This window comes from Clostridium merdae (assembly GCF_900176635.1).
In the GTDB taxonomy this organism is placed as follows: Bacteria; Bacillota; Clostridia; order Oscillospirales; family Acutalibacteraceae; genus Faecalispora; species Faecalispora merdae.
In genome coordinates, this window is the sequence record NZ_FXLN01000003.1 from 14,500 (window position 1) to 41,372 (window position 26,873).

General features: G+C 44.8%; 26 protein-coding genes. 16 read left to right on the forward strand and 10 right to left on the reverse strand.

Annotated features, from left to right (window positions below):
• Window positions 1-176: 176 nt before the first annotated feature.
• The gene (locus CAN90_RS02010; protein ID WP_085832172.1) at window positions 177-461 is read right to left on the reverse strand and encodes an anaerobic ribonucleoside-triphosphate reductase; all 285 of its coding nucleotides are present in this window, start codon (window positions 459-461) and stop codon (window positions 177-179) included.
• 252 nt (window positions 462-713) lie between these two features.
• Here CAN90_RS02010 and CAN90_RS02015 point away from each other — a divergent pair, with 252 nt between their 5' ends.
• From CAN90_RS02015 to CAN90_RS02040, 6 genes are all read left to right on the forward strand, one after another.
• Window positions 714-2,315, forward strand: coding sequence for a spore germination protein (locus CAN90_RS02015; RefSeq protein ID WP_242953548.1), 1,602 nt, complete (start codon window positions 714-716; stop codon window positions 2,313-2,315).
• The gene (locus CAN90_RS02020) at window positions 2,312-3,481 is read left to right on the forward strand and encodes a Ger(x)C family spore germination protein (protein ID WP_085832174.1); all 1,170 of its coding nucleotides are present in this window, start codon (window positions 2,312-2,314) and stop codon (window positions 3,479-3,481) included. The genes CAN90_RS02015 and CAN90_RS02020 overlap by 4 nt, the downstream gene beginning before the upstream one ends.
• A complete protein-coding gene (locus CAN90_RS02025; RefSeq protein WP_085832175.1) occupies window positions 3,478-4,827 on the forward strand; it encodes a GerAB/ArcD/ProY family transporter in 1,350 nt (449 codons plus the stop codon). The genes CAN90_RS02020 and CAN90_RS02025 overlap by 4 nt, the downstream gene beginning before the upstream one ends.
• A 14-nt stretch (window positions 4,828-4,841) precedes the next feature.
• Window positions 4,842-5,051, forward strand: coding sequence for a hypothetical protein (locus CAN90_RS02030; protein ID WP_085832176.1), 210 nt, complete (start codon window positions 4,842-4,844; stop codon window positions 5,049-5,051).
• 149 nt (window positions 5,052-5,200) lie between these two features.
• Window positions 5,201-6,544, forward strand: a complete 1,344-nt coding sequence (locus tag CAN90_RS02035; protein ID WP_085832797.1) for a CCA tRNA nucleotidyltransferase — start codon at window positions 5,201-5,203, stop codon at window positions 6,542-6,544.
• On the forward strand, window positions 6,528-7,028 hold the full coding sequence (locus CAN90_RS02040) for a DNA-deoxyinosine glycosylase (RefSeq protein ID WP_085832177.1): 501 nt from the start codon (window positions 6,528-6,530) through the stop codon (window positions 7,026-7,028). The genes CAN90_RS02035 and CAN90_RS02040 overlap by 17 nt, the downstream gene beginning before the upstream one ends.
• Before the next feature lie 106 nt (window positions 7,029-7,134).
• On the opposite strand, the gene sigE is transcribed toward CAN90_RS02040, so the two are convergent.
• Together sigE and CAN90_RS02050 are read right to left on the reverse strand one after the other, a co-directional pair.
• Window positions 7,135-7,863 (reverse strand): RNA polymerase sporulation sigma factor SigE, encoded by a 729-nt coding sequence (gene sigE, locus CAN90_RS02045; protein WP_143750785.1) that lies wholly within the window; start codon window positions 7,861-7,863, stop codon window positions 7,135-7,137.
• On the reverse strand, window positions 7,860-8,759 hold the full coding sequence (locus CAN90_RS02050) for a sigma-E processing peptidase SpoIIGA (RefSeq protein ID WP_085832178.1): 900 nt from the start codon (window positions 8,757-8,759) through the stop codon (window positions 7,860-7,862). Before CAN90_RS02050 ends, sigE begins: the two co-directional genes overlap by 4 nt.
• Window positions 8,760-8,967: 208 nt before the next feature.
• On the opposite strand from CAN90_RS02050, the gene CAN90_RS02055 reads away from it, so the two are divergent.
• The 9 genes from CAN90_RS02055 (at window position 8,968) to CAN90_RS02095 (ending at window position 19,149) form a co-directional block, all read left to right on the forward strand.
• On the forward strand, window positions 8,968-9,615 hold the full coding sequence (locus tag CAN90_RS02055; protein ID WP_085832179.1) for a GPP34 family phosphoprotein: 648 nt from the start codon (window positions 8,968-8,970) through the stop codon (window positions 9,613-9,615).
• Window positions 9,616-9,631: 16 nt separating this feature from the next.
• A complete protein-coding gene (locus tag CAN90_RS02060) occupies window positions 9,632-9,895 on the forward strand; it encodes a helix-turn-helix domain-containing protein (protein WP_085832180.1) in 264 nt (87 codons plus the stop codon).
• A gap of 517 nt (window positions 9,896-10,412) precedes the next feature.
• Window positions 10,413-11,465, forward strand: a complete 1,053-nt coding sequence (locus CAN90_RS02065) for an inorganic phosphate transporter (protein ID WP_085832181.1) — start codon at window positions 10,413-10,415, stop codon at window positions 11,463-11,465.
• A gap of 45 nt (window positions 11,466-11,510) precedes the next feature.
• Window positions 11,511-12,134, forward strand: a complete 624-nt coding sequence (locus CAN90_RS02070; RefSeq protein WP_085832182.1) for a DUF47 domain-containing protein — start codon at window positions 11,511-11,513, stop codon at window positions 12,132-12,134.
• Window positions 12,135-12,774: 640 nt separating this feature from the next.
• A complete protein-coding gene (locus tag CAN90_RS02075) occupies window positions 12,775-14,331 on the forward strand; it encodes an L-lactate permease (protein ID WP_085832183.1) in 1,557 nt (518 codons plus the stop codon).
• A 146-nt stretch (window positions 14,332-14,477) separates the two neighbouring features.
• On the forward strand, window positions 14,478-15,899 hold the full coding sequence (locus tag CAN90_RS02080; protein WP_085832184.1) for an FAD-binding oxidoreductase: 1,422 nt from the start codon (window positions 14,478-14,480) through the stop codon (window positions 15,897-15,899).
• A gap of 99 nt (window positions 15,900-15,998) precedes the next feature.
• The gene (locus tag CAN90_RS02085; protein ID WP_085832185.1) at window positions 15,999-17,138 is read left to right on the forward strand and encodes an acyl-CoA dehydrogenase family protein; all 1,140 of its coding nucleotides are present in this window, start codon (window positions 15,999-16,001) and stop codon (window positions 17,136-17,138) included.
• Window positions 17,139-17,332: 194 nt separating this feature from the next.
• The gene (locus CAN90_RS02090; protein ID WP_085832186.1) at window positions 17,333-18,133 is read left to right on the forward strand and encodes an electron transfer flavoprotein subunit beta/FixA family protein; all 801 of its coding nucleotides are present in this window, start codon (window positions 17,333-17,335) and stop codon (window positions 18,131-18,133) included.
• 14 nt (window positions 18,134-18,147) lie between these two features.
• Window positions 18,148-19,149 carry an electron transfer flavoprotein subunit alpha/FixB family protein gene (locus CAN90_RS02095; protein WP_085832187.1) on the forward strand — a complete coding sequence of 334 codons (1,002 nt, stop codon included), beginning with the start codon at window positions 18,148-18,150 and terminating at the stop codon, window positions 19,147-19,149.
• A 218-nt stretch (window positions 19,150-19,367) separates the two neighbouring features.
• On the opposite strand, the gene CAN90_RS02100 is transcribed toward CAN90_RS02095, so the two are convergent.
• From CAN90_RS02100 to CAN90_RS02120, 5 genes are all read right to left on the reverse strand, one after another.
• Window positions 19,368-20,105, reverse strand: coding sequence for a FadR/GntR family transcriptional regulator (locus tag CAN90_RS02100; protein ID WP_242953549.1), 738 nt, complete (start codon window positions 20,103-20,105; stop codon window positions 19,368-19,370).
• A 271-nt stretch (window positions 20,106-20,376) separates the two neighbouring features.
• A complete protein-coding gene (locus CAN90_RS02105; RefSeq protein WP_085832189.1) occupies window positions 20,377-21,354 on the reverse strand; it encodes an acyl-CoA dehydratase activase in 978 nt (325 codons plus the stop codon).
• On the reverse strand, window positions 21,326-22,420 hold the full coding sequence (locus CAN90_RS02110; RefSeq protein WP_085832190.1) for a hypothetical protein: 1,095 nt from the start codon (window positions 22,418-22,420) through the stop codon (window positions 21,326-21,328). Before CAN90_RS02110 ends, CAN90_RS02105 begins: the two co-directional genes overlap by 29 nt.
• Complete coding sequence (locus CAN90_RS02115; RefSeq protein WP_085832191.1) at window positions 22,398-23,324, reverse strand: acyl-CoA dehydratase activase-related protein; 927 nt, start codon at window positions 23,322-23,324, stop codon at window positions 22,398-22,400. The genes CAN90_RS02110 and CAN90_RS02115 overlap by 23 nt, the downstream gene beginning before the upstream one ends.
• Before the next feature lie 206 nt (window positions 23,325-23,530).
• The gene (locus tag CAN90_RS02120; RefSeq protein WP_085832192.1) at window positions 23,531-24,367 is read right to left on the reverse strand and encodes a GGDEF domain-containing protein; all 837 of its coding nucleotides are present in this window, start codon (window positions 24,365-24,367) and stop codon (window positions 23,531-23,533) included.
• A gap of 307 nt (window positions 24,368-24,674) precedes the next feature.
• Between CAN90_RS02120 and CAN90_RS02125 the strand changes: the two genes are divergently transcribed.
• Window positions 24,675-25,043, forward strand: a complete 369-nt coding sequence (locus CAN90_RS02125; protein ID WP_085832193.1) for a helix-turn-helix domain-containing protein — start codon at window positions 24,675-24,677, stop codon at window positions 25,041-25,043.
• Window positions 25,044-25,149: 106 nt separating this feature from the next.
• On the opposite strand, the gene CAN90_RS02130 is transcribed toward CAN90_RS02125, so the two are convergent.
• Both CAN90_RS02130 and CAN90_RS02135 read right to left on the reverse strand, forming a co-directional pair.
• Complete coding sequence (locus CAN90_RS02130; protein ID WP_242953550.1) at window positions 25,150-25,953, reverse strand: ABC transporter ATP-binding protein; 804 nt, start codon at window positions 25,951-25,953, stop codon at window positions 25,150-25,152.
• Window positions 25,928-26,848, reverse strand: coding sequence for an ABC transporter permease (locus tag CAN90_RS02135; RefSeq protein ID WP_085832194.1), 921 nt, complete (start codon window positions 26,846-26,848; stop codon window positions 25,928-25,930). The genes CAN90_RS02130 and CAN90_RS02135 overlap by 26 nt, the downstream gene beginning before the upstream one ends.
• Between the last annotated feature and the right edge of the window lie 25 nt (window positions 26,849-26,873).

The window sequence follows — 26,873 nt, forward strand, 5'->3', positions numbered from 1 at the left end:
TCTGAGGGATTCGGGCGATACTCTTGGAGTTTTATAGCATGGATGTTTTAGAAAAAGGAGTCAACACGTTGTTGACTCCTTTTTCATATGCTTTTTCACCTTGTTAAGTAGTATAAAATCTAATAAAAAGAACCCGCCGTGTAAAACAGTGGGTTCTTTTCCGTTATTGGGGAATGTTAAGAAAAGGAACGCCCGGTACCGTGAATCACACGGTCATTGAGTTCTGCTAGCTTTGCGTCGTTCCAGCGGTCCGTACCGCCAACCAAATAGCCTGTAATTCGCCGAATGCGGTCAAAAGCCACTGGTTCAAGCTCGTATTTTAAATTCACAAACTCACCGTCGAGTTCCACTTCCATCGATTTAATGTGCCGGCCCGGATGATTCTCTTGTACATAATCAATGTAACGATTCAGCTCTTCCCGATTGAGCTCCCCGCCGGTAACAATCACATTTTCGTACATGTAGATCCCTCCTAATCGGATTCATGCTCTTAATATACCTTATCTTGTGTCAAAAGTCAACACACAACATATATATAGAGCGAAAAAGACATGAAATAAGAAAAATCAGCCCCTATGCCCGTGTTTCTGTATGTTTCTATTCTTTTCAGCAATACTAGAAAAATATCCTTGGGAAAGGAAGGAATACGCATGATATGGGATTTTTTACAACGTAAAGTAGGGTTTTACGCCCATAAACAAAGTGGCGGAAATATGCAGCAAGAAAAACAAAGCAAAGAAGAATCTGGTAAAAAAAAGGATTCGCAAGACCCTGAAATTACCGATTATCTAGAAGATAATTTGTCATATGTAAAAAACGCATTGGGAAACAGTGGAGATATTAAAATTCACCGTTTTCGTATTGGAAAAAGCCGAGAATGCGCCGCTGCCCTACTGTTTGTAGATGGACTGATTAACCAAAAGGTTATTTCAGACGAAATTATGTATCCGCTCTTATCAATGGAATATACCATTCCCTCTTCCCGGCAAGAAGGAAAAGACCGTATGAATCAGCTCCAACAAAAAATTCTATGCTCGGGCGATACACAGGTTTTGCTGAAACTTTCGCAGGTTATGGCAGGTATTTTATCGGGAGACGCCGTTCTGCTTGTAGAAGACTGTTGTATGGGCCTGAGCGTAAGTGCAAAAGGCTGGGAAAAGCGTGGTGTTTCAGAGCCGGAAACCGAATCAGTCGTACGTGGCCCAAGAGAAGGGTTTACCGAAAATTTTCGTACAAACACCTCCTTGCTGCGCAGAAAAATCAAAAGCCCCAGTCTGCGCATGGAACAATTGACGATTGGAAAAAAGACGCTCACCAATGTTTGCATTTGTTATTTGGACGGAGTGGCTCAAGATGAGGTTGTTAACGAGGTTCGAGATCGATTGAATCGATTAGACATTGATTCTGTGCTGGATGCCGGATATTTAGAAGAATATATTGAAGATGCGCCATTCTCTCTTTTCCCCACCGTTGGTTACACCGAAAAGCCAGACGTGGCAGCAGCAAAAATACTGGAAGGAAGAGTCGCGATTATAACAGATGGCAGCCCATTTGTTTTAACCGCTCCCATGCTATTTGTGGAAGCATTTCAAAGTGCGGAGGATTATTACATTCGCCCTTTGTTTGCCAGCACCATGCGCCTTCTACGCTATGTGGCGTACTTTATCTCTGTGTTCTTCCCCGCCATTTATATTGCTCTTACCACATTTCATCAAGAGCTGATTCCAACCACGCTTCTGCTTACCATTGCAAGCGCTCGTGAAGGTACGCCCTTCCCCGCTTTTTTTGAAGCACTTATTATGATATTCTCGTTTGAGATACTTCGCGAAGCCGGCTTGCGCCTGCCAAGGCCAGTTGGTCAAGCGGTTAGCATCGTTGGCGCCTTAATCATGGGCGATGCGGCAGTTTCAGCCGGCCTGGTGGGAGCACCGATGGTAATTACCATTGCATTAACCACCGTTGCCGGTTTCGTCGTGCCGGAACAGAACGATTCTATGTCACTATTGCGAATCATTGCAATGATATTTGCTGCCGCTCTGGGCGGCTACGGCATTTGCCTGTGCTTTTTGGGCATCTTGGTTCATTTGGGTGCTCTCTCCTCCTTTGGAGTCACTTACTTTAACGGTCTCTCCATTTCAAGGGATTGGCAAGACAGCATCGTGCGTATGCCTTTGTGGGCCATGACCAAGCGCCCCACACGTCTTGTAAGTAAAGACGTTACCCGAAGAAAGTTTTTTATCCCACCGAACCCAAGGCCTCATAACCGCCCTAGCAGCGGTACATCTCACTCCGGTACGGGAGGGAATGGCTCATGAGACTCAAATTGAAACGCATATTTTGCTTGTTGTTTTGTTTTGTTCTGCTCTGTACGACCGGCTGTTGGGACAATAAGGAGCTCGACGGCCTTTCAATTGTAACCGGAGTGGGAATCGACGCAAGTAAGGACCCCGGCGATTTAGACCTTAGTTTTGAAATTGCTACCGTAGAAAATGGCTCCAAAAAGGATGGCGGAGGCGGAGGCGAAGCGCCTTATATTATTCGTGAAGCAAAAAATCGCTTCATTTTAGGCGGGATGGATTCTCTGCGATACGGGAACAGCCGAGAACTATTTTTGCACCATAATCAGATCATCATTTTTGGCAGCGATATTGCGAAAGCAGGACTAAAAAATTATTTAGATACGTTCATGAGGAATACGGAAACCCGTATGGAGGTTTGGGTTATCGTTGCAAAAAACGATGCCAGATCGATATTATCAACCGAAACCAAGCAAGATAAGGTAACCTCTGTTGCTCTATCTCGTATGATTCAAAACGAAAGACAAATCTCCACCTATTCCAGCACCAACATGCTTCAATTTACCTCTCGCCTGGTAGACCGCTCAACTGCACCGGTTACTTTAGTAGTGGAACGCAAAGAAGAAAATGGGCTGCAAACACTCAATTTCAGCGGCATGGCAGTGTTCAAAGATGATGTTCTTGTCGGGATTATGGACATGTACCAAATGCAAGGCTATATTCTCAGCATGGGTAAAGTAAATGGCGGCAGTGTGGAGCTTCTTACGAAATACGGAAATGCAAATTTAAGTATTACCAGCTCTGACTGCGAAAAGAAAATCATTCTGGGTGAAAACAACAGCATTACGTATCAATTAAAAATTAAGACAAATTTAGCAGTCGGCGAGCTGCAAAATTTTCGCAGCATGAGTATTAATCGTGTGATTGACTTATTGAATGCAGAAGCAAAAAAAGACTTAACGACTAAAATAAAGGCCAGCTTTGCAGAGTCACAACGCTTGCAGTCTGATATTTACGGGATTGGTGCGCATATTCACAAATACTACCCTAAGCAGTGGAAAAACCTGGAGGGCGCTTGGTCCGCTGTTTACCCCACCATTCAGTTGGAACTGGAGGTAGAAACCAACGTAAATTACAGCGGTAAAATATCAGAATCTTTGAATATGAGAGAGGGGCACGAATGATTACGGAAACAAAAAAGGTTCACGGTCTTGATTTTATGTTTGCCGTGGCTTGCTATATTCAGTCTTCCTCCCTACTATCCTCTTTCTTTGCCTCAATTACACGGCAAGACTCTTGGCTTATAGTTCTATTTGCTCTTGTTGTTTGCTGCCCCATCATTTGGTTTTATAGCAAGCTCATTGAACGGTTCCCAGATAAAAACCTCTTTAGCATCATGCAAAAAATTTATGGTAAATATTTAGGTAAATTCATTTGCGCTATGTATCTCATCTTTTTTATTGTTTTGACCTCCTTAAATTTAAGTGATTTAAGTCAATTTGTACAAGCAACCATTATGCCAAAAACACCACTCATTGTTGTTTCATTTACCTTCCTGCTCACCAGTGCGTGGGGAATTTATGGCGGTGGAATGCGCCAGATGGTAAAGTACGGTTTTCTCATGACAATGATTTGCTTATTTGTTGTAATAGCTTCCATTCTTCTTACGCTAAACGTGATGGAATTCGATAACTTTCTCCCCATTCTTGACCTAAATCCAAAGAAATATATTCAGGCTACCAATATTGTAGTAACAATCCCAATTTGCGAAATTGTTATTTTCTTAATGACCACAAATCAAGTTCGAACAGGGAAGCACGGCTACTTCCCTTATATTTTTGGTGGTGTGGCCATCGGCTGCTTTACCATATTACTGGTCATCATGCGCGACATTGCTGTTCTTGGCAACACTATCTCCCTCTTTTCTCTGCCCTCGTTTGAAACCCTGCGAATGGTAAGCGTAACACAAACCCTTAGCCGTATGGAGATTGTGTTTGCTTTTATCTTAATTTCTCTCTTATTTTTCAAAGTCACATGGCTTTATTATGTAACCGTGCTCAGTGCGGCACACGTATTTCGCTTTCAAGACCACCGCAGGCTGATTTTATTAACCGGAGCATTGGTAGTAGCCTCAGGTTTTATTTTGTACCCAAACCCTCTTGCCCACAATGAATCTGGTCAAAAGATTGCCCCTTTGCTTTGGCCTGTCTTTGAAATCATATTGCCCATTCTCACACTCGCTATCGCCAAATTTCGTGGGATTACCACAAAACAAGCAAACAGTAATCAGCAAAACAACTCTGCCAAGACAAACTCAAACGACACAACAGGTACACAATCGGTACCCGGCGGCAAAACTCCTACAAGCAGCAACAGTGGTTCCAAAGGGCAAGAGAAACCAAAATCCGATTCTTCTTCCCCAAGTGCTTCTTCCGGGTCAAACGGAAGCGTCAAATCGCAATCCCAATCTCATCCCAAACCCAACTCCTCTGGCTCTGGTTCTTACCAGTCGCAGTCTGTTTCATCATAGAAAGGAGACGGGCTATGTTTTTCGTTATTATTCTTTTTTTAATATTTCTCGCCAAAGATCTCCCTCCACTCATTCAAAGTAAGAATCGGCATGACCTGATTATCTATTGCATTTTGTTTGTATTTGTCTTCTCAATTGCCCTACTCCGCTCCATTGGGATTCCCATCCCCAGCATTATGATGATACTGGGTGAAGTCATGACAAAAGCTGGCCTCACGTATTAACGCAGAAGATGTTTTATGGTATAATATTGGCAACGGCATTTAACGACCGCTATATGAATATTGCAATTGTTTTCGGGGGGCGAAGCAAACGCTCCCCCACATCAATCATTTATAAAATACCAACTTGCTTACAGAAAGTAGGCTTACTTATGAAACTCGATATACCGTTACCAGTGCAAACGATTCTGCGCCGCTTCTATTCCGCCGGGTTTGAGGCCTCGGTCGTTGGAGGGTGTGTTCGAGACAGCCTTTTGGGGCTAACCCCGAAAGACTGGGATATTACCACCTCTGCAAGACCCGAACAGGTGCAGCATGTATTGGGGGATTTTAGGCTTTTGGCAACGGGGCTCAAACACGGTACCGTAACTGCCCTTAGCGACGGCATGCCAGTGGAGATTACCACCTACCGAATTGACGGAACATATTCGGACAACCGCAGGCCAGACAGCGTCTGCTTTACGAACCGCTTAGCAGACGATTTGTCTCGTAGAGATTTTACTATAAATGCAATGGCATACTCCGAGCAAAACGGATTGACCGATTGCTTTGGAGGGCAGGAGGATTTACAAAATAGTATTCTGCGCTGTGTTGGAGAACCCGACCGACGCTTTGAGGAGGACGCCCTGCGAATTCTGCGCGGGCTGCGTTTTTGCGCTGTTCTTGGCTTAACGCCAGAAAGTGCAACTGCACAAAGTATGCAAACGCATTGTAGGTTATTGGATCACATTGCGAAAGAGCGCATTGGCAGTGAATTCATCAGGCTCCTCTGTGGTAATTATGCCCCGCAGGTTTTGCGGGAATATCCGCTCATCGTCGGCCAGATTCTACCCGAAATACTCCCCATGATTGGCTTTGAACAGCATAATCCCCACCATATTTATGATGTTTGGGAGCATACACTCCACGCTCTGGACGTAATACCGGCAGACCCGGTTCTTCGCCTTGCCATTTTACTGCACGACAGCGGCAAGCCTTATACCTATACCCAAGACAAAAAGGGAGTGGGGCATTTTCACGGGCATGGCTCTGTGAGTGTAGAACTAGCCCAACAGGCACTTACTCGGCTTCGGTTTGACGGAAAAACCACCCGCCGTGTGTGTTCGCTCATTCGTATTCACGACATGCCCCTTCAGCCTGATCCTGCTTGGATTCGCCGTCGTTTGAGCCGAATGGGAGAAGAGGATTTTCGCGCATTGCTTGAAATACGCCGAGCAGATAGTCTTGCCCAGAACCCAGCCTACCGGGACAGGCTTACCCAGCTCGATGCCCTGCTCCCTATATTAGAGCAAATCTTAGCAGAACAGCAGTGTTTCTCCTTAAAAGATTTATGTATTGATGGAACAGACCTAATCACCCTTGGGCTAAGGCCCGGCCCTATGGTCGGCGAGCTGCTCAAACAGCTTTTGGATGCCGTCATTCAAGGGAAAACTGCGAACGAAAAGGAGGCTTTGCTTACTTTAGCAAAGCAGATACTCAATGAAAAGCATCGTTGAACATACCATTCCTCCGGTTTACAATGAGCATTCCAAAATTTTGATTCTGGGTTCTATCCCATCTCCCAAGTCGAGAGAGCAGGCATTTTATTATGCTCACCCGCAAAACCGGTTTTGGACAGTGCTCTCCGCTTTGCTCGCGGCGGAACTGCCGAAAAGCAATATCGAAAAAACAGACCTTCTTCTGCGAAATAATATTGCTTTATGGGATGTTCTGAAAAGCTGCTCCATCGAGGGGGCAGATGACTCCAGCATTACAGAGCCGCAATTAAACGACCTTACACCCATTTTAAACACCGCCAACCTGCAAGCGGTTTTCACCACCGGGGGTAAGGCTGCTGGTTTTTACCGGAAGGCATGGCTCAAGCAAATTCCACTACCGTTTATTCCTCTGCCCTCCACCAGCCCCGCAAACCAAGGCCGATACCCGTTGGAAAGACTACTGGAGGAATACAGAGTCATCCTGCCCTATTTACAGGAGTGAGTAACATTACACCGTTTTCTATTTGAACACAAGGAACTGATAATATAAAAAGCTCTTCGCAGCGTGCGAAGAGCTTTTTTCATGTACTGTATGAATCGTGAAGGCATCACCCCACTCGTTCCAAATCTTTTTTCAGTCGTTCAATAATTCGCTTTTCAAGGCGAGAAATATAGGATTGCGAAATCCCAAGGGTATCTGCTACCTCCTTTTGTGTGTGCTCTCGGCAATTATTCAGGCCAAACCGCAGCTGCATAATTTGCTGCTCTCGGGAAGAAAGATGACCCACCGCATCCAACAGTAAGTCCTTTTCCACCTCCTTTTCAATTCCTTTATTCACGGTATCCTGCTCACTGCCCAAAACGTCAGACAGTAACAGCTCATTGCCGTCCCAGTCTACATTCAGCGGGTCATCTATGGATACCTCATTTTTCAGTTGAGAGCTTTTTCGTAGGAACATTAATATTTCATTCTCAATACAGCGCGACGCATAGGTCGCTAGTTTTATATTCCTTTCGGGGCAAAAGGTATTTACCGCTTTAATAAGACCGATTGTTCCAATCGAGATAAGGTCCTCCACACCGGCAGCACTGGATTCAAACTTCTTCGCTATGTAAACCACCAAGCGAAGATTGTGTGTTATTAGGGGTTCTCGTGCATTTTCTCTGCCATTCCGAACATTATCCATAACAATGGATTCCTGTTCCGGCGTTAGGGGTGGGGGAAGCGTTTCAGGGCCATTTATGTAGTGCAGCTCCGCTGTGGGCCAAAAACGCCAAATCAGGCGCAATAGCCACCCCCTGATACCGGAAATCCGTTTTTCCATTCCCTTTTTCACAACGATATCTCCTTTCTGGCAATCCTCTTGCCTTGTGTCATCAACTCCGGATTCAGCAATGCGCTAAACCCTGTTGTGCCCAGTTTCTGGGCGGAAACAGCCAAGTATACCTCTCTGACTGTAATCCTTTCTTTTGCAGTCTGAATCTCAATACAATCCGGCCGAAAAGCCGGAAGAACGCCCTCTCCTCCCACGGAACGAAACGGTACCAAACGAAGCCCCGGCTGCACCTCTTCTCGCTTTTCTCCTGCCGTTACCATAAGGTATGATCGCACCGCATTGGGAACCAATTCTTCAATACAGTGGTATTCTGCCACCATAACCGGATACCCGGAAAACGGCTCCTTCAGACTATTACCTGTATCTATTTTCGTCGTAAGGCGTACACTTTTGCCCTTTACATAAATGGTAACATAACAAAAAAGTGCGGTGGGCTGCCTTTGGCCGGTTAAGCGATTGAGCAAAGTGACTCCTGCATAGCATACAACCGTTAATGCCAACAACATCAACGGAGAAATATTAAAATAAAGAACCGAGTTTTTTAGAATCATTCCACTCGGTGCTGCCAAATACCAAAGTGCAAGCATTGCACCCGCAAAGCCAAAGCTAGTAAGAAAGAACCCACCAACGGTTCTGAAAAAAAAGAGCCAGGAGGATGCCCCAAACGCCGTAATTACAATAAGAGCCGAAAGTACCAGCTTAATGAGAAAAGAAATCAAAACTGGTATGGGCGGAAGCAGAATAATGAGTGAACCAAAAGCTCCAACGGCGGCACCCAATACCATTCGCAGCCGGGAAGCTGAAATATGAAAGAACTTTGCAACAGTTAAAAGTAAAAAGTAATTCACAAAAAGGTTGACGGCGACTAAAACATCTACATAGATTATTTGTTTCATACCATCCCCCCTCTTTTTGCGCTGCAAAATTATTATAGCCGCTCAAAACGGCTGTTTCTGTCAAAACTTGTTTCTAATCTTTTGATTTCTACCTGCAAACTTTTCTTCTTTTTGCATGGTGTCCTATTGACATTCCTATTGAGTCATAGTAAAATTAAATCGTAAGTAGTAAGTAATATGTAATAAGTAGATATGAGGTGCTTCTCTTATGAGAAAATTGTCTTTTACGCAAGAATACCTGTTATGTGCTCTTACCCCCAAGGGAACACTCCCCACCCTACGGTATACCGAGGTGGCCTCCTGTTTGGTTGCTGGTGGTCTTTTAGAGCTACTATATTCCGACATCATTTCGATTGAAAAAAATAAGCTCATCATTCATAAAGAGCTGCCAGACAATCAGTCGTATTTAAAGCCATTATATGCCTCCTTACAAAGCAAGAAGCCACTTAAAATAGAAGATGTTGCCGCAAAATACCTGTTTTCTACCAGCACTCTTCTAAATGAGTATTTAAAGTCTCTTTCTGTTCCTTTGGTTGACCAACAAGTCGTTCAGCCGGAAACGGGAGGCGTATTTCGCAACAAACCGCTTTATATACCCAATCAACAAGCGGTGGAGAAGGTTGTTGAAAAAATACGAGCAGAGTTTCTGGAAGGTGGCCCGGTTGATGATGAAACCCTTATCCTCGGTCTACTCCTCCACAAAAGCAGCCTATTGAAGAATTTCTTTTCAAAATTTGAATCTGAAACTCTAAAAAAACGTATAGAAGAAATGAAAGAAGCGGAAGCCAACTCTGTAATTAAAAAAATAGTCGACTATGTTGATACAATGATTGCAGTTATCGCATCCCTTGGGTAATGGAGGGAAGCGACTTATGTCTAGACAAAGGCGACTAGAAGTAATCGAAGCTGCTGAATATGTAACCATCGGCGAGCTGGTTCGGCTTACCGGCGCAAGATACAGCACGCTCAAATACTACACAGAGGAAGGGATGCTGCCTTTTGAGCAGGAAGAAGAAAACCTTACCCGCCGCTACAAGAGAACAGCAGCCATTATGCGAATTGAGTATATTAAACAAATGAAGCAAAATGGGTACTCCATTTCTCAAATTAAAAAAATGCTTTGCCCCGAAACGTAAACATGCAAAATAAAGCTCCGATTTGCGTACTGATATTTTTCGTATGCAAATTCGAGCTTTATTTGTTTTTATTGCAGTAAAGTCTTATTTATATTTCTATTATTTTATAAATAATTATAATATTATACTATAATTATATTAACTAATGTATTTATATTAATATAAGATTAAATTCTTCTATTGCAGCTCTAAAAGATAAAACTACAAGAAAGTGTTGCCAAAATAATCTTAATGTAAAAACATATTAACTATATAATTCTTATTTAAATGTGCTTTTTCTATTGTGAATGTATACATTTTTTAGTTTTTCGATTCCTGCATTTTCTATTTGAGATAATAATTATTGTGTACAATAGCGTCTTTTTTCGCAGAAAACCACTCGTTCATTGATATAGTTTTAGAATTTTATTTTTCCAAATAAAAGGTCTTTCGTATCTGGTGAGATGTGATATAATGAAAAAGAATAAATTAAGAATATGTAAAGAAATGATTATGTTTTCATGTAAGGGGAGTGTAAATGACTGTATCATTAGCAGAATTTGTATCGTGGATTTCGGCTTACCCCATGCTGGGAATTACTGCTCTGCTCACTACGGGAGTAATTCTTGTTAACGGCTGGACGGATGCCCCAAACGCGATTGCCACCTGCGTATCTACCCGCGCAATGGCACCAAGACCCGCTATTTTAATGGCAGCGGTGTTCAACTTTCTAGGCGTTTTTGTAATGACCTCAATTAATGCGAGTGTTGCCGCAACCATCTATAATATGGTTGACTTTAGCGGAAACCCCCACGAAGCTTTGGTTGCCTTATGTGCGGCACTGCTTGCGATTGTGATTTGGGCCACCGCAGCTTGGTGGTTTGGCATTCCCACAAGTGAAAGCCATGCGCTAATTGCCGGTCTTTCCGGAGCGGCAATTGCTTTGCACGGTGGTTTCTCCGGTATTAACGGCTCCGAATGGATTAAGGTTGTTTATGGCCTTGTTCTTTCTACCATTCTAGGTTTTGTAATGGGTTGGGGCACCGCGAAGCTTACGCATAGAATTTGCCGCAATATGGACCGCCGGCGTACCACCTCGTTTTTTCAAAAAGCACAAGTTGGCGGCGGTGCTGCAATGGCATTTATGCACGGCGCACAGGACGGCCAGAAATTCATGGGTGTTTTTATGCTGGGTATGTTCCTTGCAAAAGGTGAATCAAATGTAGGGAACTTTCAAATTCCGATTTGGCTCATGCTCTTCTGTTCTATTATTATGGGTCTTGGCACCTCCATTGGCGGCTACCGTATTATTAAAGCCGTGGGAATGGATATGGTCAAGCTCGAAAAACACCAAGGCTTTACGGCAGACCTTGCCGCAGCAGGCTGCCTTCTCATTTCCTCTTTAACCAGCATCCCGGTTTCCACCACCCACACCAAAACAACTTCTATTATGGGTGTTGGCGCTGCAAAACGTGTATCGTCTGTAAACTGGGGCATTGTAAAAGAGATGGTTTACACTTGGATTCTCACCTTCCCCGGCTGCGGTATTATTGGTTACTTGATGGCGAAACTGTTTATGACGATTTTTTAAATCCGGCAAATGCCGACACCTTGACGAAACAGGAGAATCGAAACTATGGCAAGAAAAAACGATCAATATTATTACAGTGTATTGTCTGAGGGCATCGATTACTGCACACAGGCAGCCGACCTTTTGCTGGATACATTAAAGAATTACCACCCCGAGAAAATGGATGCCTGCATTCGGGACATGCACGCCATTGAGCATGCCGCGGATTTATCGAAGCATGTGATGATGAGCCGTTTGGTAAAGGAATTTATTACTCCCATTGAGCGTGAAGATATTATAGAGCTGGCGCAAACCATTGATGACGTAACCGACGGTATTGAAGACGTTGTGCTCCGCCTTTACATGTTCCACACCAAAACCATTCGCCCGGAGGCATTGGAGTTTGGCGCCATTATCGTTTCTTGCTGCAAGGCGATGAAAGCAATGATGGAGGAGTTCCACAACTTTAACAAATCGAGCTCCATCCACCAGATTATTATTGATATTAACCGTATGGAAGAAGAAGGCGACAAGCTTTATACACAGGCAATTCATGCCTTGTACGAGAACCCGACGGATCCGATTGAAATCTTTACTTGGACAGAGATTTTCAACCACTTTGAGCGCTGCTGCGATACATGCGAAGATGTTGCGAATGTAGTGGAAAGCGTTATTATGAAAAACACCTGATTAACAAAACAACATATAAATTTGCGGCGGGCAGTGATAAACTGTCCGTTTTTTATTTTTGAAAATTTAGTACTGTTCTATTGTTTTCTGTTTGGTATAATCATTTCTAACACCTCTTTTTCCATATTCTTAACCATTCCTGCTTTTTTAAAGCACCTCTCTTTTTATGGTTTTCCATGCAAATTTGTATTATTTCAACCAAAACCATTTGCTTTTCCCTATTAAAATAAAGTCCCAAAGCCTGCTATTCATTAGCAGGCTTTTTTCTTTTGTATATGGCTGTATTTACCAATACATATTCTTTCAGTTTGTTAATTCTTCTCTACAAGTCCTAATTTGTCGAAATTCATATAGTTTGCCTGAAATCACTTGTCGTTTTTTGAAGGTCTTTTCTTTATTTATCATATTCCTCAAAAGATTTTGATTTTCCGGCATATTGGTAGAGCCAATATTGTTTCATAATTTTTGTATGATGGTTATTATTATTCAATTATAATCGAAATGCACAATTTTTGATATTGACAAAGCACTTTTTCCAGAGGATAATAAGTAAAAGTGACTTGGCAAGGGGAGTGTCTTGTCATTCCATGCGTATTTTGGTAGTATCAATTATCAAGAACGCCAATAAGGAGGAGCAATTGTGTTTTTGCAATTTATTCTTGCGCTTCTGCCGATTTTATGGCTTGTAGTGTCTCTATGTTACATAAAAATGCCTGCCTACAAAGCCTGTCCAGTAGCGCTCGTCATCACTATCCTGCTAGCACTCTTGTATTGGAAAACCCCCGGGGTTGAGGTATTTACCGGCGGGCTGGAAGGCGCAACTATGGCGCTTTGGCCCATCTCTCTTGTAATTATAGCCGCTATTTTTACATACAACCTCACTGTTAAGACCGGGGCTATGGCACGTATTCAAAAAATGCTGACTTCCGTTTCAAACGACAAGCGAGTACTGGTTCTTATCATTGCTTGGGGCTTTGGCGGATTTATGGAGGGCATGGCTGGTTTTGGAACCGCCGTTGCGATTCCCGCTAGCATTTTGTGCGGTCTTGGTTTTAACCCTATTTTCGCAGCTGTTATCTGTCTTGTGGCGAACGCCACGCCTACCGCATTCGGCTCCATTGGTATCCCTACTGTTACAGCCGCTTCGGTTACCGGCCTTGATACACAGGCAACAGCGATTGTAGTTTCAATGCAGTTATTTTTAATGGTAGTACTTACTCCCTTACTGCTGGTTGTCATTACCGGCGGGGGACTCAAAAGCCTCAAAAGCAGCTGGCATATTGCCTTAATTGCTGGCCTTGGGTTTGCGACTGTTCAGTTTTTTGCTGCCCGATTTATTGGTGCAGAGCTGCCTGCGGTAACCGGCTCAGTAGCCAGCATGTTGCTAACCATTGGCGCAGCAAAAGTCTTTTGCAAAAATACTCCCGAGGAGTACCAGCTATCCCCTGAAACCAAAGAAGATTTACAAAAGCAACCTCTCCCCAGCTTGCGCGAAGCTTTGATATCGTGGTCGCCCTTCCTTTTAATTTTTGTATTCCTTCTTACCGTTTCAAAGCTCGTTCCTTCTGTTTACAATGTACTTGCCTCCGTAAAAACCAGTGTAGTCATTTACTCGGGCGCGGGTGCTTCCCCCTATACCTTCTCGTGGCTTACCACTCCCGGCGTATTAATTTTTGTCGCCGCATTCTTAGGAGGATTACTGCAAAAAGCAAGTCTATCTGTCATGGGCCAGGTATTGCTTCAAACCCTTAAGCAAATGATTAAAACGATGATTACCCTGGTTACCATCCTTGCAGCTGCAAAAATCATGGGCTACAGCGGTATGACTCGTGACATCGCAGCTTTCCTCGTAGTTACCACCGGTGCTGCTTACCCACTTGTAGCTCCCTTAATTGGCTCCATTGGAACCTTTGTTACTGGCAGTGCTACATCCTCCAGTGTACTCTTTAGCTCACTACAAGCTGAAACAGCCCGCGCAATCGGTATGCAGGAGATTTGGCTGGTTGCCGCTAATACTATGGGTGCAACAGCCGGTAAAATCATCTCTCCCCAAAGCATCACCATTGCAGTGGCCTCTACAGGTACCAGCGGAGAGGAAAGCAATATTCTTCGCATCACCTTAAAGTATTACCTGCTTTATATCGTGGTGTACGGTCTTATCTCTTACTTTGGCTACGGCCTACTCGCTTTCATTTAATCATACCTTGGCGTCTGCTTTTCAAATTGATTCTATGCCCCAAACTCCCCTTTGGGTATCCATTGAATTCGACCGTATGCTTTTAAAGCAGCCGCCTTTATCTTGAAAAATTTTCATTACTTGTATTTAGGAAAGGAACATGCAGTATGAGCCAGTACAATAAGGTTACACCGGAATTAATTGAACAGTTCCGGAAAATTGCACCCAATCGTGTGTCCGTCAATGCAGACATCAACGACGATTTCACACACGACGAAATGCCCATCTATGGTAAAGCATCCCCAGAGGTCGTTATTGAAGCTACCTCTACCGAAGAAGTAGCGGCTGTTATGAAGCTCTGCCACGAAAACAGCATCGCTGTCACCCCTCGTGGTGCAGGTACCGGTTTAGCCGGCGGCGCTGTTGCTCTTTGCGGAGGAGTGATTCTCTCCACCACTAAAATGAATCAAATTTTAGGCTATGACAAAGAAAACCTAAATGTTCGCGTTCAGTCCGGTGTTCTACTGAACGATCTAGCGGAAGATGCAATGAAGCAAGGTCTTCTGTATCCCCCGGATCCGGGCGAAAAATTTGCAACAATTGGCGGTAACGTAGCCACCAATGCCGGTGGTATGCGCGCTGTGAAATATGGCACAACCCGCGATTATGTTCGTGCAATGACCGTGGTTCTGCCTACCGGTGAAATTGTAAACCTCGGCGCGAGCGTATCGAAGAGCAGCAGCGGCTACAGCCTGCTGCACCTGATGATTGGCTCTGAGGGAACACTCGGTATCATCACCGAACTAACACTCAAACTAATCCCTCAGCCGAAAGAGGTTGTCAGCCTGATTGTTCTGTTCGAAAATTTGGATGAGTGCATTGCAGCAGTACCTCAAATTATGCTGGCTCACTTGCAGCCGCAGGCACTGGAATTCATGGAGCGAGAAATAGTTATTTCTTCGGAAGCATACCTTGGCAAGAGCGTATTCCCGCAGGAGTTTGAAGGCAGCCAAGTGAACGCTTACCTGCTGATTACCTTTGATGGTGAGAACGCAGACCAGCTAGATGAAATCATTGAGAAAGCATCTGAGGTTGTTTTGGAAGCCGGTGCTCTGGATGTTCTGGTTGCAGATACACCTGCTCTCAAAAAAGATGCTTGGGCTGCCCGCAGTTCGTTCCTTGAGGCGATTGAAGCACAGACGAAGTTACTTGACGAATGCGACGTTGTTGTACCTACCAGCAAAATTGCTAAATACCTCAACTACATTAAATCCATTGAAGCCGATTATGGCTTTGAAGTGAAAAGCTTTGGTCATGCTGGAGATGGTAACCTGCATATTTACACCTGCTCCAACGACATGGAGCTCGATGAGTTTAAAGCTCAGGTTCACGACTTTATGAAGAAAGCATATGCCAAAGCAACGGAGTTTGGCGGCCTTATCTCCGGCGAGCACGGCATTGGCCACGGCAAACAGGCTTATCTTTCTGAAATGGCAGGCCCCGTTAACATGCGCCTGATGAAAGAAATTAAAACGGTATTTGACCCCAAAGAAATTCTCAACCCCGGTAAAGTTTGCCTCAAGCTGTAAGCAAATAAAGCATTTTACTGTGGTCGTTCTCCTGAACGAATTCAAAAGAACGACCACCCAATAATAAAACAACCTATAAAATGAGCGGAGGAAAAAGCGATGGCATACATCATTTCAGAAGAAGGCCAAGAGCTGCTAGGTGCAGTAAAGGAATTCTGTGAAAAAGAAGTAAAGGAACAATGTAAAGAATTTGACAAAACCGGTGAATGGCCGAAAGAGATTTATGATAAAGCAATTGAAATGCAGCTGCACATGCTCGAGGTTCCCGAGGAGTACGGCGGAATGGGTCTTGATCGTGTCTCCATCGCTGCTTTGATTGAGCAAATGGCAATTGCAGATTCTGGCTTTGCCACCACTATCTCCGCCAGCGGCCTTGGCATGAAGCCCGTTTTAATTGGAGGAACTGAGGAGCAAAAGCAGCACGCTTGCGATTTGATTGTAGACGGCGGCTTCGCTGCATTCTGCCTTACCGAACCCGGTGCAGGCTCCGATGCTTCCGCTGGTAAAACCACCGCTGTAAGAGATGGCGACAGCTACATTCTAAACGGCCGTAAGTGCTTTATCACCAACGGTGCCGTTTCTTCCTTCTACTGTGTAACCGCTATGACAGATAAGTCTGCCTGTACCAAGGGAATCTCTATGTTCTTTATTGAGAAAGATACGCCCGGTCTTTCCACCGGACATGAAGAGGACAAAATGGGTATTCGCACCTCCAACACCTGCGACGTTGTTTTGGAAGATTGCCGCATTCCCGCTTCTAACCTAATTGGCGCTGAGGGTCAAGGCTTCTCCATCGCGATGAAAACCTTGGATCAAGCACGCGCTTGGATGGGTTGTATTGCAACCGGTATTGCGCAGCGCGGCATGGACGAAGCAATCGCGTATGGCAAAGAGAGAATTCAGTTCGGCAAGCCAGTTCTGAAAAACCAGGCATTGCAGTTTAAAATTGCCGACATGGCCATTAAGATTGAAACTGCCCGCCAGATGGTGGCACATGCTCTCACCCTGATGGACCTTGGCCTGCCTTACAGCAAAGAATCTGCCATTGCAAAATGCTATGCGTCTGACATTGCAATGGAGGTTGCCTCCGAAGCGATTCAGGTATTCGGTGGCTATGGCTTTAGCCGTGAGTACCCGGTTGAGAAGCTTCTACGCGATGCAAAGATTTTCCAAATCTTTGAGGGAACCAATGAAATACAGCGCATTGTTGTTGCCAACAATACCATTGGTCGCTTTTAATTAGAGCCCCACTTTGGGTGAACCATAAAACTTAGAGGATAAAACCAGTTTGGGGTGATTTACCCCGCCACCCCTATTGGGATAAAATCCCACTTTACATTTTAGCTTCTAAACCGTTTAAAACAGGAAATCCGTCTCCGCTTTTCGTGGAGACGGATTCAACCGCTTTACTATTCTGCAAGGAGAACAAACACATGGAAATACTCGTATGTATCAAGCAAGTGCCGGATGATACGGCAGAAATCCGCCTAAAGGCAGATGGAACCCCAAACCTTGACGGTGTGCCTCAAATCGTCAACGCATTTGACACCTACGCACTCGAAATGGCAACCCGCTTGAAAGAAGCCGTTGGCGGTGAAATCACCGTGATTAGTGTTGGCGGCGAAAGTGCACGCGATGCTTTGAAAAATTGCCTCGCCGTAGGTGCTCAACACGCTTTTCTGCTTACCGACCCCGCCTTTGAAGGCTCCGACAGCCTAGGCAAAGCACGCATTCTCGCAGCTGCTAAAACAAAGCTGGAAGAAAAAGCGGGCAAACCCTTTGACCTGATTTTCTGCGGACTGGAAGCAACCGACAAAGCAACTGGACAAACTGGTGTACAGCTTGCCGAGGTTCTCCATTTACCCCTTATCACCAATCTAATTGATATTTCTTATGAGAGTGATACCGTTACCGCAAAGCAGGAGACTGATTTTGGCTACAATCTGATTGATGCCAAAGCCCCGTGTGTGGTTACCGTAAATACCCCCGCCTACGCTCCCCGTTACCCTACCATAAAAAGCAAGCTTGCCGCGAAGAAAATGCCCATAGACCCAATCTCCTTGGCAGATTTGGGTGAGCAAGCGGAAAGGGTTGGCGAAAAAGCCGCCCTTACCCGTACGGTACGGTATACCGAGCCTGCCCAAAAGGTGGCCGGAGTTAAAATTAAAGAAGAGACCTGCGAGGAATCCGCCTGCCGGGCCGTAGCGATGATGGTCGAAGCAAAAGCGCTGTAAGGGAGTACTGAAACATGGAATTAAATCTGAATCAATCCATACTTGCATATGTAGAAACAAACGGCGGTAAACCCGTGAATGTAGGCTTAGAACTGCTTTCACTTGCCAGAACCATTGCGGATGCTGCCGGACAAAAGGTAACTGCTGTTCTGGTTGGCAGTGAGCTTTCAGAAGCCGCTCAGCGTGTTGCCGCGCTTGGCACAGACCAAGTGATTGTCGTGGATGCTCCTGCATACACCGCTTTCTCGGTAGATGAGTACACCGGTGTGCTGGAACAGCTTATAAAGGAAGAGAACCCCGCCGTGTTCCTGATGGGTAACACCTTGCAGGGAAAAAGCATCTCTCCCCGCCTTGCCGCACGTTTTGAAAGCGGATGTGTTGCCGACGTAACCGCTATTACGGCACAAGACGGCAAACTCCACTGGGTAACACCCTGCTTTGGCGGAACCGTACTGGCAGAAGAGGTAATAGATAACTCAGCCATACAGTTTGCCACCGTTCGTACCGGCGCATTCTCTAAGCCGGAAGCAAGTGCAAGCCTTGCTGAAATTGTAAAGAAGGATGTTGCTGTTGCTCCGGATTCCATTCGCACGCAGATTCGTGAGGCAGTAAAGGAATTGACCGAAAGCGTTAACCTAGAGGACGCTGAAGTGATTGTATCTGGTGGTCGCGGCATGGGCAATGCCGAAAACTTTAAGCTCGTAGAAGAGCTTGCAGCCCTTTTGGGCGGTGTAGTTGGTGCAACTCGCCCCGCTATTGAAGAGGGCTGGGTCTCCAGAGCACACCAGGTTGGGCAGTCTGGTAAAATTGTTGCGCCGAAGCTGTATATTGCCTGTGGTATTTCCGGCGCAACACAGCATGTCTCTGGTATGTCATCCTCCGGCTTTGTTGTTGCAATCAATAAAGACGAGGATGCCGCTATCTTCGACGTTGCAAACGTTGGGATTGTTGGCGATGTAGGTAAAGTAATTCCTGCAATGATAGAAGAAATCCGCAAGACAAAAGCAGAGGCTTAATCTATTTTGTTCCCCCTCCCCGTTTGCCTGTTCTCTCCACACTGTTAGAGCAAATGCAAAAGTGCTTTGTTCTTTATTCGCGTCTTTCCTACACCAGCAGTGCAAACGGTTTATTTACTCTTTTTCCGTTGCTAAAATAAGAAAGCAGGGCAGATTCACATCTGCCCTGCTTTCTTATTTCCAATTCCAAATCTATTATTCTTTTCATTTACGTATGGTCATTCTTGTTCCAGTTCTTGCTGAACCTGTTTAAAGTCTGCCATAAAGCCCTGCTCAAGCATATATTCATCAATGAGCTCAAAATGGTCTTGTACCGCGAGTGATAAATGCACTTTGTTTCTGCGGCATAGGGCATTTACGATTTGTTCGTGCGCATATTGCAGCTTGTGGCCTGTATCATCATGCAACAGTATGTTGCAACGCAGGTCGTGTATAAAACGGTCGATAGAGTCAGAGAGCGCACGCAAAATTTGTATGATTAATTCATTGCCCGAAGCAATTGCAATCAGCTCGTGCAGCTCCTTATCCAAAAGGTCGGCCTCCACGCCATCACGGGCATGGAGTTCCTTTACAATCTCTTTGAGTCTTTCTAATTGCTCCTCTGAAATACGGTCTACCGCCAGCATAGCGGCCTCCAACTCGAGCCCCCTGCGCAGCTCTGCCAATTGCCGGTAGCTGATTCTCTGTAATAAAGATAAAAGCCCAAAGGTGTCTTTCAGGCTTTGGCTAATGTCGCAGCAAATAAAGTTACCTGCTCCGTGTTCACTTCGTATAAAACCCATGTGCTCCAGCAGGCGCATTGCTTCTCGCACAGAATTACGCCCTACGCCCAACTCTTCCGCCAGCTTCCGCTCCGGTGGAAGTGGCTCCCCAAGCGAAAGGCTTCCATCTTTTAGCTTTTGCTGTAAATAATCCAATACTTTTTCGTAAGCCTTAACGCTCTTTTCCTTTTCCATGTCAGAGGGCCTCCATTGTTGATATTCCAAATATGTGTTAAGTTTCGCTTTGGTTTTACTCATTGAGTTAGGTTGTCAAAATCGTATAGAGTGAAACGAGCTTTAAAAAACATGTACTCCGTTTCTTATATACTAAGCCAATGATTCCATGCTCTCCCAGCTAGCAAAAGCTTGCTTTTGCTTGTAGCGTGACGTTATTATAACACATTTTCAAGAATTTTCGTAGCTCTCTGTAATTCAGTTTAAAAGCACAATGGATAAAGTAAGCTTTTTAAACCCGAATACCCTCTGTCCTCTCCTTTACCGCCTTAAGACCTCTCTCGCAGCGGTTTCCCCAGGCATCCAGCAGTTCATCGCCCCGGTAAAAACGTACAATTTCACAGTGATTAGGGCAACAGGAGCACTCACCAGCGCGTGTAGTGAAGGTCATCTCCAAAAGAACAGGATCAAAAGGATGTTCCCGCTCGGCTGAGCGAGACAAAATTGCGGCGCCGATTGCGCCCATCAAGTGAGAATCGGTATCTACCGTTACTCCGGCATGCAGTTCCTCCTCAAAGGCTTTTACGACCCCTTTGTTTTTGCTTACCCCGCCCTGAAACACAATTGGTTCTTCAATGTGCTTACCCTTACCTACATTGTTTAAATAATTCAATACAATTGCGCGGCAAAGCCCTGCAACAATATCTTCCTTGCTATGGCCGGTTTGCGCCTTGTGTATCATATCGGACTCCGCAAACACGGTACACCTTGCTGCTATTTTTGATGGTGATTGAGAACGCAGGGCAATGTCTCCCAGCTTTTCCACCTCCAGCCCCAGGCGCTTTGCCTGAGAAGATAAAAAGGCGCCGGTTCCTGCCGCACAAAGCGTATTCATTGCATAATCGGACACCACCCCACCGCGAATTAAGATGATTTTGGAATCCTGCCCGCCGATTTCCAGAATGGTACGTACACCCGGGTGGCGTGAAAGCGTACCTACCGCATGAGCCGTAATTTCATTTTTAACGACATCGGCACCCAGCATACTGCCAATTAAGCGCCTGGCAGAGCCTGTTGTTCCCACGGAACGCACACTTACTGGGCAAGGTGCCTTTTCAAATAAGATGCTTACAAGGCGCTTTACAGCGCCTACGGGGTCTCCCTCCGTCCACAGGTACTCTTCTGAGAGCACTTGACCGTCTTCCCCCAAAAGAACCCCCTTCGTTGAGATTGATCCAATGTCAACCCCCAGAGACACGGGCAGTTCCATACGCTTTTTTCCTCCTCATTTCAATCATATCGGCAAAGGCCTCCAGCCTTGTTTCTACGCCTACTTCACTTGTGTTGGCATCAAAGCTAAGGTGGAGTATCGGAATGCCATAATCCTGCTCAACACTGGTTAAAGCAGGCGTTGCATTAAGCTCTGGAATACAGCCGAACGATTTCATGTGAATAAGCCCATCGTACCCCAACTCTGCGTATTGCTTCGCCTGGCACACACTGTCTACTCCATTTGCCCCTACCGTATATTTTAAATACCCTCCGCTTTCGCGCAAAGAGATACGATCTTTCTTTCCGAACAATAAAAAAGATACACTCATACGTCTGCTCACGCTAATATTTCGGTGAGCAAGCTGCTTTTCAATATAGAAGTTACTAAACGGCTCCATTAGGGTATATAGCTCCCCAATAACTCCTACACGAAGTGGCATACCTATTTTTTTTACGGGGATTTTTTCAGCGGCATGCGCATACTTCTGCTTTATTCGCTCTAGCTGCAGCATAGTTTTTGGTTCGCTTAACTCTTGAAGTAGCTCTCTTTGAAGCTTTTCAAAGGAGCCCGGAACGACTTCAAACCCAACATTTTCACGAATATAGTAATCCAAAGCATCCATAATACGCAGGCTTTCGGCAGTACGCATCATTACGCTTACGATTTCACGCAAGGAAAGCGGGCACTCCAATTTTCGGAGCACCCGATAGATTGCCTCCGGTCGAATAAGGGCACGAGAGAAGCAAAGAAATTCAAAGTCATACCCCAAATCATGCAGGATTTGCTCCTGTACCTCACCATAATACCCGTAGCGGCAGCCAAGCCCCGTTTGTAGCAGCACATTGGCGCCCTTTTCTAAGGCTTCAATATAATTTCCCATATTAAATTTAAATGGGGAGCAAACAAAATCTGGGCTGTATTTACTGCCCAGCTCAAGTGTGCGTTGTGTAGTAGGCGGGGCAGAAATCACCAATCGCCCCGGGAACAGCTCTTGGAGCATGGTGCGAATTACCACATGGTAATCCCCCATATGGGGGAAGCTAAACACGAATTCTTTTTTCATTTGCTTTTTTCCTCTCCCCTAATATATCCAAAAAGCTTTCAATGCGGGTTTGAAGCCCTGCATCGGACTGATGCTCATCCATAAGAAGCTGAATTACCGGAATCTCGTGAACGCGGCGTATCACCAGTTCATTTACCAAAGAATCCGTTCCACAGGGAAAGGCCGTAAGCAAAATAACGCCATCCACACGGTGCTTGTACAGCTCAATTGCGCCAATCATCTCTTTATTCATTGTCCAGTAAAGCTGCTTTGAAATCGCTTTGGATTTTTGGCTGCAAGTGCGCCGATTACAATAATCAGAGAATAAAACGGTACCGTTTTGCTCCTGAATCATACGACAGATGGGCTCACCAATGTACGAATCATGGCTGATATAGGGCTGCCCGGCAATTAAAATCTTGAGGCCACCGCCATCACACACATGCTCCTGCTGTTCCATACAGGCCAAGTCTTGCTGAAGCTGATGCTGCTTTGCCCGCTGATATGCGCGAAAGCACTGGTCTGGGCTTTTGCCAAGCTGGCGCCCCATACTACAAAACCCTAAAAATTCCGCCCCCGGTCTGCTGCCCTTTAGATTATAAGTGATCAGCTCGGCATGGGGAAATGTATGGCGAACAATGTCATACAGCCCTAAAAAGCGAACACAAAACTCTTCACTGCCCCGTGTTCCTTCAAAACGTGGCACCATAATGTAATCGCACTTTGGAAGTAAAGACTCCACGTGACCTAAAAACAGCTTCATTGGCAGGCAGTTTTCTGTTTCTGAACGGCGTGTTCCATTCTCTAATATGCTTCTGCTGGTATTACTGCTTACAACAACCTCGCACCCTAACTCTAGAAAGAACGTTTCCCACAAAGAACCATACCGATAATATAAAAATGCTTTTGGAATTCCGATTTTCAATATTAATCACCCAAAAGCTATTATGGATTTTTTCCCTGTAAGTATTCATTTTGAACACCATTCCTTTGTATTCTAAATGAATAAGTAAAAAAAGATAAAACAAAAAGAACCATTCATATCTCATGTGAGAATATGAATGGTTTATTCTAATATAGCAATATTTTAATAAACAAGTTAAAATGTAGCATACTTAAACATAGGTTTCTTCATACAACTTGGTCTCTGCCAGCATTTTTCGCCTGATACAGCTTTTTATCTGCCAAATGTATCAATTCTGCCACATCGATTTGTGATTTATGTAAGGTAATGGTTTCTACTCCAATACTACACGTAATATCAATCTCACCATAAGAAGTACGAAAAACATGGCCACGAATGGAATCGCGAATTCGACAGGCAATTTGCAGGGCGGAGTCTCTCTCCCAACCGGGTAAACAAACTAAAAACTCATCTCCACCATAACGGGCAACCCAACCATTTTGCGTTGAAACCAGCTTTTTAAGCAAAACTGCAATGCCCTGTAAAACACAGTCGCCAGCCACATGGCCATTGTGGTCGTTAATCTTTTTAAAATAGTCAATATCCATAAACAAAATGCTAAGCGGCTGTTTTTGCTCCATACAATAATTTAAATCAATAGGCAAACGAAGATCAATATAACGCCGATTATATAAGTGTGTTAAAAAATCGGTATAAAGCGTATCAGGATTCACATTTTCGTAACCGCTTCTGTCATACGGCCGCACGGTTCGCCGAACCGAAACCAGCGTGCATTCTCTATCACCCACAGCAAGTGGTATTCGGGTAACACTGCAAATGGAGGATTCGTCTGCGGTAAAGCTCAATGCAGCACCCGGGCCAAAAATGAGTTGGTAATCAAAATTTTCTTCTAATCTGGTGGAAAAAAGATTTTCCGTATTCTCGCCCCATAAATTATCATATAGTATTAATCCGCAATTGGAGTCTACAAGGTAAATGGAAGACGAAAAGGCTCTTAAAACACAAAGCAGATTCTTTACCTCTGATAATGATTCTAATACCATTTTTTCCCTTTCTACTGAATCGGCTCGCTAAGTTTTCATTTTAGCAACCTGCTTCCGACTCAAGAGCAACAAAATAATTGTTAGCTACTCAGACCGCATTTCTCCTCAACAGCAGCCAGGCAGTTGCGGAATTTCGACGCTTTTAAGGGAAGAGAAGAAGGGAATATATAATTTTCCGCAAACCAACAATACACTTAATACGTGTTTTTATTTAAATTATACATATAATATTTGTGCAAGTCAATACGTAAATAGACCGTGTGATAATATCGTTTTCGTATCATTATATGTTGAAGGAAGGGTTGAAATGAAAGCAATAAATCAAATCATACGTGATTTACGCGAAGATAAAGATTTAAGACAATCAGACATAGCAGCCGTCTTAGGAACAACACAACAGCACTATTCTCGATGTGAAAAAGGTGAATCACAGCTTTCAACTCGCTCCATTATTGCACTAGCCGATTTTTACCAAGTTTCTACAGATTACCTGTTGGGGCGAACCGACTGTAAGCAAGGTGTGGATGTTCTGAACCAGCAGATCACAGGGGATTTTTCAACAGGCCGTTTTTTAACTGATCTACTTTCCCTGAGTATTGTAGGGCGCTATGCCGTAGTGGATTACTTAAAGCTTCATCTTCTCAAAGAGGAGGTGGAGCAAAAAAAACTCTTATAAAGGTTTTCAGTAATTAAATAGTATTTACTACTTCAGCCAAAAAGTCAAGCGAATAAAGAAAAGGAAGCAGCGCAAATGCGCTGCTTCCTTTTCTTCATTCATCAAATCAGTTGCCAACTTCCAAGCTAATCTGATTAAATTGATTGAGAATATCATCCGTAGACATTGCTTCCTTCTTCTCGTCTGCGGCATCTATTACGGCCTGCCCTTGGTGCATCATCAGCAGGCGATTGCCATACTGAATCGAATATTTTAAATTATGCGTTACCATCAGGGTCGTCAGCTTTTTTTCTTCTACTAGCTCCTGTGTCAACCGCATTACATTTTCAGAAGAACGAGGGTCGAGTGCCGCTGTGTGTTCATCTAAAATGAGCAAATCAATCGGTGTCATGGTAGAAATCAAAAGAGCCAGCGCTTGCCGCTGCCCGCCGGAAAGACTCCCCACCTGTACGCCAAGCTTATCTTCCAGCCCTAAGTCTAGCCGCTGAAGCAAGGTGCGGTATTCATCGGTGCGGCGACGGCTCACTCCACGGGAAAGGCCATAAAATGCGCCCTTATTGTCGGCAAGAGCCATATTTTCTAAAATAGAGAGCTCTGGGCAGGTTCCCTTTGAGGGGTCCTGAAACACTCTTCCAATGGATTTGGAACGTTGAAATTCCTTTTGGTTACTAATGTCTTCCCCTTTGAGCAATATGCTGCCGCTGTCCGGCAGGATGCTGCCGCAAATGAGGTTGAGCATTGTCGTTTTACCGGAACCATTGCTGCCTACTACCGAAACAAACTGCCCGGGCAGAATATCCAGATTAAAATCGGAAAATAGAACCACTTCACTTACCGAGTCCGGAGAAAACACCTTGCAGATGTTCCGCAGACTGACCATGCTGTCAGATTTGTGTTGGGTTAACGACATGTGGATGCTTCCTCCTTCCCGAAAATGCCCGGTTCCCTACCAGAGCAAACGTAAACAGTGCTGCCATGAGCAGCTTGAGGTAATTAGTGGGCAAGCCAAGCTGCATTGCAGCTACCAAGCAGGTTTTATAAAGTATGGCACCAATCACCACCATGGCAGTGGGGCGAATGAATTTGATTTTACCAAGCAGGCTGGTACCAATAATTACGGAGGCAAGTGCCATAACCACCATACCGGTGCCGCCGTAAATATTTGCGGTTTCTGTCTGCTGTGCCAAAATGGAGCCTGACAAAGCAGTACAGCCATTGCCAATGGCAAGCCCGGCAATTTTCATGCGACCGGGGTCTTTACCAAGCGAAATCACATACTGCGGGTTATTGCCAGAAGCACGCAGAAGCAAACCCGATTTTGTATTGAGGTACGTATCCAACAGCACCTTCACCAAAACAACCACCAGCAGTGCAATAAGCGCTACCCGGTAATTCTGTAAGCTTTGAGGCAAAAGGCTTGCAATCGGCCCCGACGTAAACACCGTAGGCTTATTGTAAAAGGGAAGTACCGCAGAGCCCCTTGTAATCACAAGGTTTACACTCCACAGACCCGTCATTACCAAAATACCAGAAAGCAGGTCGGTAATATGCAGCTTTACATGTAAAAGCCCGGTAACACAGCCGGCTGCTGCACCAGCTATAAATGCGGCTAGGCACGCTACCCAGGGGTTCACACCGCCAGCAATCAAAGCCCCTGTTACACAGGCCCCCATTGGAAATGTACCGTCAACCGAAAGGTCTGGGAACCCCAGAATTCGGTACGTAATATACACGCCCATTGCCATAATTCCGTAAATCAGGCCTTCCTCCAACACATTGAAGATCAGACCAACAAAAACATCCATTCGCCGTTACCTGCTTTCCGTACAA

Bases quoted from the DNA above. Each gene is read 5' to 3' on its own strand.
- CAN90_RS02085 (WP_085832185.1), top strand. From the start codon at position 15,999: ATGGCATACATCATTTCAGAAGAAGGCCAAGAGCTGCTAGGTGCAGTA.
- CAN90_RS02015 (WP_242953548.1), top strand. From the start codon at position 714: ATGCAGCAAGAAAAACAAAGCAAAGAAGAATCTGGTAAAAAAAAGGAT.
- CAN90_RS02060 (WP_085832180.1), top strand. From the start codon at position 9,632: ATGTCTAGACAAAGGCGACTAGAAGTAATCGAAGCTGCTGAATATGTA.
- CAN90_RS02105 (WP_085832189.1), bottom strand. From the start codon at position 21,354: ATGGAACTGCCCGTGTCTCTGGGGGTTGACATTGGATCAATCTCAACG.
- CAN90_RS02025 (WP_085832175.1), top strand. From the start codon at position 3,478: ATGATTACGGAAACAAAAAAGGTTCACGGTCTTGATTTTATGTTTGCC.
- CAN90_RS02100 (WP_242953549.1), bottom strand. From the start codon at position 20,105: ATGGAAAAGGAAAAGAGCGTTAAGGCTTACGAAAAAGTATTGGATTAT.
- CAN90_RS02120 (WP_085832192.1), bottom strand. From the start codon at position 24,367: ATGGTATTAGAATCATTATCAGAGGTAAAGAATCTGCTTTGTGTTTTA.
- CAN90_RS02065 (WP_085832181.1), top strand. From the start codon at position 10,413: ATGACTGTATCATTAGCAGAATTTGTATCGTGGATTTCGGCTTACCCC.
- CAN90_RS02055 (WP_085832179.1), top strand. From the start codon at position 8,968: ATGAGAAAATTGTCTTTTACGCAAGAATACCTGTTATGTGCTCTTACC.
- CAN90_RS02130 (WP_242953550.1), bottom strand. From the start codon at position 25,953: ATGTCGTTAACCCAACACAAATCTGACAGCATGGTCAGTCTGCGGAAC.
- CAN90_RS02070 (WP_085832182.1), top strand. From the start codon at position 11,511: ATGGCAAGAAAAAACGATCAATATTATTACAGTGTATTGTCTGAGGGC.
- CAN90_RS02090 (WP_085832186.1), top strand. From the start codon at position 17,333: ATGGAAATACTCGTATGTATCAAGCAAGTGCCGGATGATACGGCAGAA.
- CAN90_RS02010 (WP_085832172.1), bottom strand. From the start codon at position 461: ATGTACGAAAATGTGATTGTTACCGGCGGGGAGCTCAATCGGGAAGAG.
- CAN90_RS02095 (WP_085832187.1), top strand. From the start codon at position 18,148: ATGGAATTAAATCTGAATCAATCCATACTTGCATATGTAGAAACAAAC.
- CAN90_RS02030 (WP_085832176.1), top strand. From the start codon at position 4,842: ATGTTTTTCGTTATTATTCTTTTTTTAATATTTCTCGCCAAAGATCTC.
- CAN90_RS02110 (WP_085832190.1), bottom strand. From the start codon at position 22,420: ATGAAAAAAGAATTCGTGTTTAGCTTCCCCCATATGGGGGATTACCAT.
- CAN90_RS02035 (WP_085832797.1), top strand. From the start codon at position 5,201: ATGAAACTCGATATACCGTTACCAGTGCAAACGATTCTGCGCCGCTTC.
- CAN90_RS02080 (WP_085832184.1), top strand. From the start codon at position 14,478: ATGAGCCAGTACAATAAGGTTACACCGGAATTAATTGAACAGTTCCGG.
- CAN90_RS02125 (WP_085832193.1), top strand. From the start codon at position 24,675: ATGAAAGCAATAAATCAAATCATACGTGATTTACGCGAAGATAAAGAT.
- CAN90_RS02040 (WP_085832177.1), top strand. From the start codon at position 6,528: ATGAAAAGCATCGTTGAACATACCATTCCTCCGGTTTACAATGAGCAT.
- CAN90_RS02020 (WP_085832174.1), top strand. From the start codon at position 2,312: ATGAGACTCAAATTGAAACGCATATTTTGCTTGTTGTTTTGTTTTGTT.
- CAN90_RS02135 (WP_085832194.1), bottom strand. From the start codon at position 26,848: ATGGATGTTTTTGTTGGTCTGATCTTCAATGTGTTGGAGGAAGGCCTG.
- CAN90_RS02050 (WP_085832178.1), bottom strand. From the start codon at position 8,759: ATGAAACAAATAATCTATGTAGATGTTTTAGTCGCCGTCAACCTTTTT.